8 protein-coding genes are annotated in these 9351 nt (G+C 43.2%); 7 read left to right on the plus strand and 1 reads right to left on the minus strand.

Translation table 11 applies throughout. The annotated features are described in order from the left end of the window. The first annotated feature begins 199 nt into the window (after nt 1–199). The 4 genes from selD to LJE12_RS11415 all read left to right on the plus strand — a co-directional run bounded on the left by selD (nt 200) and on the right by LJE12_RS11415 (nt 5149). Entirely contained in the window at nt 200–1237 is a 1038-nt protein-coding gene (gene selD / locus LJE12_RS11400) for a selenide, water dikinase SelD (RefSeq protein ID WP_118330356.1), read from the plus strand. A gap of 240 nt (nt 1238–1477) precedes the next feature. Continuing rightward, nucleotides 1478–2233: a formate/nitrite transporter family protein gene (locus LJE12_RS11405; RefSeq protein ID WP_227292194.1), complete on the plus strand. Its 756-nt coding sequence runs from the start codon at nt 1478–1480 to the stop codon at nt 2231–2233. A 1-nt stretch (nt 2234) separates the two neighbouring features. Then, nucleotides 2235–4415 carry a DNA topoisomerase gene (locus tag LJE12_RS11410; RefSeq protein WP_227292195.1) on the plus strand — a complete coding sequence of 727 codons (2181 nt, stop codon included), beginning with the start codon at nt 2235–2237 and terminating at the stop codon, nt 4413–4415. Between the two features lie 62 nt (nt 4416–4477). Continuing rightward, nucleotides 4478–5149, plus strand: a complete 672-nt coding sequence (locus LJE12_RS11415) for a UDP-N-acetylglucosamine pyrophosphorylase (RefSeq protein ID WP_008707500.1) — start codon at nt 4478–4480, stop codon at nt 5147–5149. A gap of 107 nt (nt 5150–5256) precedes the next feature. On the opposite strand, the gene LJE12_RS11420 is transcribed toward LJE12_RS11415, so the two are convergent. Beyond that, entirely contained in the window at nt 5257–5997 is a 741-nt protein-coding gene (locus LJE12_RS11420; RefSeq protein ID WP_008707499.1) for a TraX family protein, read from the minus strand. Between the two features lie 252 nt (nt 5998–6249). Between LJE12_RS11420 and LJE12_RS11425 the strand changes: the two genes are divergently transcribed. From LJE12_RS11425 to LJE12_RS11435, 3 genes are all read left to right on the plus strand, one after another. After that, nucleotides 6250–6942 carry an iron-sulfur cluster assembly scaffold protein gene (locus LJE12_RS11425; RefSeq protein ID WP_008707498.1) on the plus strand — a complete coding sequence of 231 codons (693 nt, stop codon included), beginning with the start codon at nt 6250–6252 and terminating at the stop codon, nt 6940–6942. 18 nt (nt 6943–6960) lie between these two features. Next, complete coding sequence (locus tag LJE12_RS11430; protein WP_008707497.1) at nt 6961–7971, plus strand: GGGtGRT protein; 1011 nt, start codon at nt 6961–6963, stop codon at nt 7969–7971. A 503-nt stretch (nt 7972–8474) separates the two neighbouring features. After that, nucleotides 8475–9351, plus strand: an 877-nt coding sequence (locus LJE12_RS11435; RefSeq protein WP_173703821.1) for a hypothetical protein, incomplete at its 3' end; no start/stop codon positions are given.

The following is a 9351-nucleotide window of genomic DNA, read 5'->3' on the forward strand; positions in this document are numbered from 1 at the left end:
TTTTGACGGATATGTGAAAACATGATACAATGATAGCACTGAATCTCTTGTTATAGAAGATATGTAACTATTCGGCAGTCTGTCGGCTGTGAAAGTACGTTACTGTTCACTCCGTTTACAGTAACGAAAGTATTGAACAGTTACGAGGAGATTCTGAATATGGAGATCAATTGGGGTGAACTGACTTATGGGAAATGAAATGAAAAAAAGTGAAGTGCGTCTTACACAGCTTGCCAGTGCAGCCGGATGCGGTGCTAAGATTGGCCCGAAAGTTCTGGCGCAGGTAGTAGGCAAACTTCCGAAATTTACAGATCCGATGCTTCTGGTAGGTCCGGAGACATCAGACGATGCAGCAGTATACAAGATTAATGATGAACTGGCAATGATCCATACAGTAGACTTTTTTCCGCCGGTAGTGGATGATCCGTATATGTACGGGCAGATCGCGGCAGCCAATGCACTGAGTGATGTCTATGCAATGGGCGGTGTTCCGAAACTGGCATTAAATGTGGTAGCATTTCCAAACTGCCTTGGTCCGGAAGTACTGGAGCAGATTCTGCGCGGTGGTGCAGATAAGGTCATGGAAGCCGGAGCAGTCCTTGCAGGCGGGCATACTATCAATGATAAAGAACCGAAATACGGACTCTGTGTAACTGGTTATGTGCATCCGGACAAAATGTGGAAAAATTACGGCGCAGAAGAAGGAGACATCCTTATTCTTACCAAACCGCTGGGCTGTGGAATCCTTAACACTGCCATTAAGGCAGAAATGGCGTCTCAGGAAGAAATTGAGAGAGTCCAGAAGATCATGGCGAAGCTGAACAAATATGCAGCAGAGATTGCATCTAAATACACGATCCACAGCTGCACCGACGTAACAGGATTCAGTCTTGCAGGTCACAGTCTGGAAATGGCAAAAGGCAGCCGGAAAACCCTGGTGATCCAGTCTGAGAAACTTCCGATCATTGAGGGTGTTGAAGAATATGCACAGATGGGACTGATCCCTGAAGGTGCATACAGAAATCGTGATTTCGCAGGCGATGAAGTACGAAGTGAGATTAAGGAACTCTGGATGGAGGATCTGGTATTTGATCCGCAGACATCCGGCGGACTTCTGCTTGCAGTACCGGCAGAAGAAGCCGATGCCCTTGCAGAAGAGCTTGCAGGTATGGATATCTTCGGCGGTGTTATCGGATATGTAACAGAATTGCAGGATAAAGCAGTTGTATTTGAATAAAAAAATCAGCTTTACTTTCAGACATGCTCTGCACGCCTGCGGAGATCTTTCTTGTCTTTTGCGCTCTGCCGAACTGTCTTGAATGCATTAGTTTATGGAATTGCTATAAAAATCTTCGAATATAATGGAACATAATTACAAATCTGAAGAATATTCTTGAATTGTTTGACGATTTCGGTTGTGAAACAGATATTCAGGTGATATAATGTTCTCAATAAAATACATTGCGGAGGTGTAGTTATGAATTACGAAGATGTACAGAAAGTGTCAAACGCGGCGAAAGCCAAGAGTAACCTGGTGAATACCAACTTTTTCAAGTACTTCATACGTGCAATCATGGCGGGTTTTTTTATTGATGTGGCCATGATCTACAGTAATGTAGTTGGAAACGTATTCTCCAAGACCATGCCTGAATGGGGAAAATTTGTGGGGGCATTAGTATTCTCCATTGCAGTGCTTCTGATCAGCTTCGTAGGCGGCGAACTTTTTACAGGAAACAATATGGTAATGGCGTTCGGAGCCTATGATAAACAGGTGAGCTGGAAAGAGGCAGGTAAGGTATGGGGCGTAAGCTACCTTGGAAACTTTGTCGGATGTGCAATTTTAGCATTGTTGTTTGTAGGTGCAGGAGCGTCCGGAACAGCAGATTATTTTGCAGGATTTATCGGAAACAAATTGAGTATTCCGCTCGGACAGATGTTTTTCAGAGCAGTGCTCTGTAACTTCTTCGTCTGTCTCGGTGTGCTCTGTGGTATGAAATTAAAGAGTGATGCAGGAAGATTCCTGATGATCGTTATGTGTATCTCAGGATTTGTTGTAAGTGGATTTGAGCACTGCATCGCAAACATGGGAATCTTTGTTACCGCATACTGCCTGGTACCTGGATTATCCCCTGGAGCCATGTTAAAGAGCATGGTAGTAGTAACTTTAGGAAATATGGTGGGCGGTGCCCTGTTGCTGGCATGGCCGCTCAGAAAGATGAGTGCAGATAAATAATATGTCAAAAGCTTTATACATAGCCGAAAAGCCCAGTGTGGCACAGGAATTCGCAAAAGCTTTGAAAATCAACGGACAAAGACGGGATGGCTACCTGGAATCTCAGGACAGCGTGGTGACCTGGTGTGTGGGACACCTGGTCACCATGAGCTACCCGGAAAAATATGATATCAAATATAAAAGGTGGAGTTTAGATACCCTGCCTTTTTTGCCGCGCGAATTTAAATATGAAGTGATCTCCGGAGTGCAGAAGCAGTTTGAGATTGTCAAAGGACTGCTTAACCGAGAGGATGTGGACACTATTTACGTGTGTACCGACTCCGGACGGGAGGGAGAATACATCTACCGTCTGGTGGCACAGATGGCAGGTGTTCATGGAAAAAAAGAAAAGAGGGTCTGGATCGACTCTCAGACAGAAGAAGAAATTATGAGAGGAATCAGAGAGGCAAAGGATCTGTCAGCATATGACAATCTTTCTGCTTCAGCCTATCTTCGGGCGAAAGAAGACTATCTCATGGGAATTAATTTTTCCCGTATACTGACACTGCGTTATGGAAACAGTGTGTCAAATTATTTAAATACGAAATATCAGGCCATTTCCGTAGGACGAGTTATGACCTGTGTACTTGGAATGGTAGTGCGAAGAGAACGTGAGATCCGTGCGTTTGTGAAAACTCCGTTTTACCGTGTACTCAGCAGCATTGCCCTTGAGGGAGAAAACTTTGAGGGAGAATGGAGAGCTGTGGAAGGCAGCAGATATTTCCAGACTCCTTATCTGTACAAAGAGAACGGATTTAAAGAAAAAGCCTACGCTGAAAAACTGATACAGGAGCTGTCTGTGAATCAGCCGCTGCAGTGTACAGTGGAGAAAATCGAGCGAAAAAAAGAGAACAGGAATCCGCCGCTTTTATTTAACCTGGCGGAGCTTCAGAATGTGTGCTCCAAGCTGTTCAAGATCAGTCCAGATGAGACATTAAAAATCGTACAGGAACTGTATGAGAAGAAGCTGGTTACTTATCCCAGAACAGATGCCCGTGTGTTGTCTACTGCGGCAGCAAAAGAGATTTATAAGAATATCTCCGGGCTGCGAAATTATGAACATACAGCAGAGATCGCACAGCACATTATTGAACAGGGAAATTACAAAAATCTGGCAAAGACCAGATATGTTAATGATAAGCAGATCACAGACCATTATGCAATCGTACCCACAGGCCAGGGCTTAAACGCATTGAGAAGTGTTTCTCTTACTGCGCAGCGTGTATATGAGACCATTGTCAGAAGGTTTGTATGTATTTTTTATCCTCCTGCAGTATATCAGAAGATCAGTCTTGTGACAAAAATTCAGAATGAGAGCTTCTTTTCTTCATTTAAAGTACTGCTGGATGAAGGGTACTTAAAAGTTGCCACAAATTCTTTTGCGAAGCGAAAAGCAGCAGATGCCATGAGCAGTGTGAACAGAGCCGGCGTAGCCGGCAATGAGGGAAGTGAAGAGGAAGATCCGGATACAGGAAAAAACGGCGGGAACAAAGCTGATGATTCGGCTGAGGATATGGCGTGTGATACCAGACTTCTTGCCGCATTGCAGAACCTGAAAAAAGGTGATATACTCTCTGTGGACAGCCTGAGTATCAAAGAGGGCGAGACATCGCCGCCAAAGCGTTATAATTCCGGTTCTATGATTCTTGCAATGGAGAATGCAGGTCAGCTGATCGAGGACGAAGAGCTTCGTGCCCAGATTAAAAGCTGCGGAATCGGAACCAGTGCCACCAGAGCGGAAATTCTTAAGAAACTGTGCAATATCAAATATCTGGCACTCAATAAGAAAACCCAGGTGATCACTCCAACCCTTCTTGGAGAGATGATCTTTGATGTGGTAAACTGCTCCATCAGACAGCTTCTGAACCCAGAACTGACAGCAAGCTGGGAAAAAGGACTGAATTATGTGGCAGAGGGCAGTATTACAGAACAGGAATATATGGATAAGCTGGAACATTTTGTGCGCCTTCGCACCAGACAGGTGGAGGACAGCAATATCCAGCCATATCTGAGACAGTTCTTTGATGCTGCAGCAGTGAATTATAAGGATTCATCTGAAAAAAACAGTGCGAAAACAACAGGCAGATCAACGTCCGCAGCGGGACGATCACGTACCTGCAGAAAGCCGTCTGCTTCAAAGTAGTGTGCATTTGTGACAGATAAAAGAAAACATGTCATCATAGCGAGAGAAAAGAGGAAAATATTATGTTAAAAGATTTTACAATTGCAAACCTTCTGGATCTGAACGAAACAATCGCAAAGGATTTATTTGAAGGAAAAACATATCCATGGGAAGTATTACCGGAGATCGGAGATTTCATTCTGAAACTGGGACAGACCTTAAGTGAAGAAGAATACGACCACCCGTCAGAAGATGTATGGATCGCCAAGAGTGCCAAAGTAGCACCTACAGCCTGCATCAACGGTCCGGTCATCATAGGTAAAGAAGCAGAAGTACGCCACTGTGCATTTATACGCGGAAAAGCAATTATAGGTGAGGGTGCAGTAGTAGGTAATTCTACGGAATTAAAGAATGCGGTACTTTTCAACAAGGTACAGGTTCCGCACTACAATTATGTAGGCGATGCAGTTCTCGGCTACAAATCCCATATGGGTGCAGGTTCCATCTGTTCCAATGTAAAATCTGACAAGAAACTGGTAGTTGTAAAAGACGGTGACGAGAAGATTGAAACAGGTCTGAAGAAATTCGGCGCAATGCTTGGAGATAACGTAGAAGTGGGATGCGGTTCCGTATTAAATCCCGGAACTGTGATCGGACGCTGCTGCAACATTTATCCACTTTCCTCAGTAAGAGGCTGCGTACCTGCAAATCACATTTATAAGTCAAAAACAGAAATTGCAGAAAAGAGAAGTTGAAAATATAGAAGAGGCAGGTTGTATGAAGGATATTATTTCAATCATACAGCCTGCCCTTTTATATTTTTATGTCTGTCTGAGATAGAAGATATTTGTTGTACCTGATATTACATATGAAATAAAAGTTTTCTCAGGATTACCAGAATGGTAATGTGCACCGGATAAAACCAGTAAAAAACATATTTCAGAAATCTTCCTTTTACAAATCCACGTTCACCATTGTACATATTAATGGAAAGAAAAGCAAAGCAGGCTTTCCATTCATAGTAAAGCCAGCAGCTTCCGATGATCGCCTGGGCGGTTTTATCGTTGCGGAACCAGTACATGATCAGCAGGAATACAAATCCCCGCCATCCGTAATCTGCCTTCAGAAACACAGAGACAGTCAGCAGTGCCAGCACGCAGACAAGCTGCATTTTCTGATTATCCCAGAAGTATTCCAGGGCACAGAATGCCAGGTATCCCAGAAACAGGGTGAAAAATACATTCTGTTTTTCATATCTCCAGGTGTTGGTAAACATGAAGTTCCATGGAATCTCAGAGATACATGCAAATAGAAACAGATTCAGGCCATATTTCTTACGGTTATGTGTATGTAGAAATCCTTCCACTAACAGAAAACAGAAAATTGGAAAAGCGGCCCTGCCGATATCCCGGAAAATCCGATACCAGCTGTAATCCACGCCACCGAAACTGAAAAGGGTTGCAGTTGTGGCAGGATAATTATACAGGATCATTAAGCCGGTATGGTCAATCAGCATCAGGGTGATAGCAATTAATTTTAAAGCGCTTCCGCTCAGAACCTGAAATTTTGCAGGGAGAAAGGAAGCAGGTAACTTTGTTGTCATAATAGAAATCCCTTCATTAATAGAAATTAGAACTATTTTACCACAAAAAAATCAAAGATGGTTAAAAATTTTACAATTTATGACTGGACGAATCAGCACTTTTGTGAGAAAATAACACTAGGTTGTTAGGCATACTCCTCTGAAGTCATTCAGCAGACATCGGAGTTTTATCCTGTGCAGTTCATTCAGCAGTTCTGTACAGTGGAGAGTATAACAACATGAAGTTAATCTATACTTGAAAGGAGTTTTACAATGATTTATTCACGCGAAGTAGAAGAAATGTGCCCAGTTGCACAGGGCGTTCATCATGGCGCCGCTCCAATCCCAGAAGAAGCTAAATGGGTACAGGCAAAAGAAGTCAAAGACATTTCCGGTCTTACACACGGTGTTGGCTGGTGTGCACCACAGCAGGGTGCCTGCAAGCTTACATTAAATGTTAAAGAGGGTATCATCCAGGAAGCGCTGGTTGAGACAATCGGATGTTCAGGTATGACCCATTCTGCAGCTATGGCTTCCGAGATTCTTCCGGGACTTACAGTTATGGAGGCACTGAACACTGACTTAGTTTGTGATGCGATTAATACAGCTATGAGAGAACTCTTCCTTCAGATCGTTTATGGACGTACACAGTCTGCATTCTCAGAAGAAGGACTTCCAGTAGGTGCTGGACTTGAAGACCTTGGTAAAGGACTTCGTTCTCAGGTTGGTACAATGTATGGAACTCTGAAAAAAGGACCTCGTTACCTTGAAATGGCAGAAGGTTATGTAACAGGTATTGCTCTTGATGCAGATGATGAGATCATCGGATATCAGTTCGTAAGCCTTGGAAAAATGACTGATTTCATCAAAAAAGGCGATGACCCGAATACTGCATGGGAAAAAGCAAAAGGTCAGTATGGCCGTGTTGCAGACGCTGTTAAAATTATCGACCCAAGAAAAGAATAATTTAGGAGGTAACAGGAAATGGCTTTATTTGAATCATATGAGAGACGAATTGACAAGATCAATTCTGTTTTAAACAGCTATGGCATTGCTTCTATCGAAGAAGCTGAGAAAATCACAAAAGACGCAGGTCTTAATGTATACGATCAGATCAAAGGCATTCAGCCAATCTGTTTCGAGAACGCTTGCTGGGCATACACAGTAGGTGCTGCAATCGCAATCAAAAAAGGATGCAAGAAAGCAGCAGATGCAGCAGCAGCTATCGGTGAAGGACTTCAGGCATTCTGTATTCCTGGATCCGTTGCTGATACACGTAAAGTAGGTCTTGGACATGGTAACCTTGGCAAGATGCTTCTTGAAGAAGAAACAGAGTGCTTCTGCTTCCTGGCTGGACATGAGTCCTTCGCAGCAGCTGAAGGTGCTATCGGTATCGCTGAGAAAGCTAACAAAGTTCGTCAGAAACCATTACGTGTTATCCTGAACGGTCTTGGTAAAGATGCTGCTCAGATCATCTCCCGTATCAACGGCTTTACATATGTAGAGACAGAATACGATCCATATAAGAACGAAGTTAAAGAAGTATTCAGAAAAGCATACTCCGAAGGACTTCGTGCAAAAGTTAACTGCTACGGCGCTAACAGCGTTCCGGAAGGTGTTGCTATCATGTGGAAAGAAGACGTTGACGTTTCTATCACAGGTAACTCCACAAACCCGACACGTTTCCAGCATCCGGTTGCAGGTACATACAAGAAAGAACGTCTTGAAGCAGGTAAGAAATACTTCTCAGTTGCTTCCGGTGGTGGTACAGGACGTACACTTCACCCAGACAACATGGCAGCAGGTCCAGCTTCCTACGGTATGACAGATACATTAGGACGTATGCACTCTGATGCACAGTTCGCTGGTTCTTCTTCTGTACCGGCTCACGTAGAGATGATGGGTCTCATCGGCGCTGGTAACAACCCGATGGTTGGTATGACAGTTGCAGTAGCTGTTTCCATCGAGGAAGCTGCTAAGGCTGGAAAGTTCTAATCAAACCTTTTTAATCAAAGAGTCAACAAACCTAGAAAGTACCGTAGTTCCAAGGGCTGCGGTACTTTTCTTAGTTTAGATCAAAAAATGAGAAAGTAATTTGAGACACGGTGAGAAGCCTTGAAAATGGCAAGATAGGCAAACAGGTAGGTAACAAGTAGGCAACAGAGCGAAGGAAACAAAAAGAAGAGCCGATCACAGGAAAAGAAATGCCGCAACCACAAGGGTTACGGCATTTTTTCTAGTGTGCCGAGCATGGCACTAATCTTACTGGTGAAAGTCCAGTCACGGGTATTTACCGCCAAGTGTAGTGAACCACAAGTCGGTACCAGTAATGGTATGGATGAAGGTAGAAAAAAGCGGCTTTTCAAGCCGCTTTTTCTGCATAGTTAAATATGTTAAATAAAAAAGATTGTTGAAAAAATATTACATATATGATACAATATGTTAACATAAACGTAACATGATAACGAGGTATAATGATGGAAAGAAGGCAAAGTATTATGAGAAGGAGAGGCAAAACATTTTTATCGCTGTTTCTTTCTGCTGTGATCGTTACCGGTCAGCCGGTATTGGCAGCCGATTTTTCTGCTGGAGAGGAAACATTTATTTCGGAAACCACAGAGCAGGAAGGCGATGTATCGGAAGCTTCAGCTATTTTCGAGGATACTGTGGATTCAGACAGTGAAATGAGATATGAGAAATATGAGGCGACAGTTTCTAGTGAAATCCTTGATTTGGGACAGACTGGAGTAAACGGCGGCGGTTGGGAAAGGCTAGAGATAAAAAATACAGGTACAGAGAGCTGGCAGATCAAATCCATTTCAGAATTGAATGATTTTAGACTTGAACATTTAGAGCATCCATTATTATATGAGGGAAGACTTCCGATGAAAGTTGGGAATAAGGTTAAGCCCGGAGAAGCTGTTGCAGTGGATATTTATGTAAAGCCAAATCTTTCTCAGGGGATTCATGAAGAAACTTTTGTCATGGAAACAGAAGAAGGAATTCAGGCAGAGTGCAGGATACGGGTTCTCGTTCGTGGGGAATCAGAGGAGGATTACGAGGTTAACTGTGTACCAAATAGTGGTACGAGATTTCTCACAATTACTCAGGAAGAGTACGATTCATGGGATGATGTAGAACCAGAGCCGGATATGTTGATGTGCCCATCACGGTTGATTACAATATGCAACAATGGGCAAAAACCTGTCACAGTTGATTTTGAGGATACGGAACATTTCAGGGCATGGTTCTATATTGACGAAGACACGGGAGTTGTTATGCCGGGGGAAAATACGATAATTCAGGTTTTTCCGAAAGCAGAAGAACAGGTAGCTACTGATATTTTTAAGGTTTCCATCACAGGAGGAATAGAAT

Origin of the sequence: Blautia sp. DFI.6.71, assembly GCF_020593585.1 — a bacterium.
GTDB classification, from domain to species: Bacteria; Bacillota; Clostridia; order Lachnospirales; family Lachnospiraceae; genus Blautia_A; species Blautia_A wexlerae.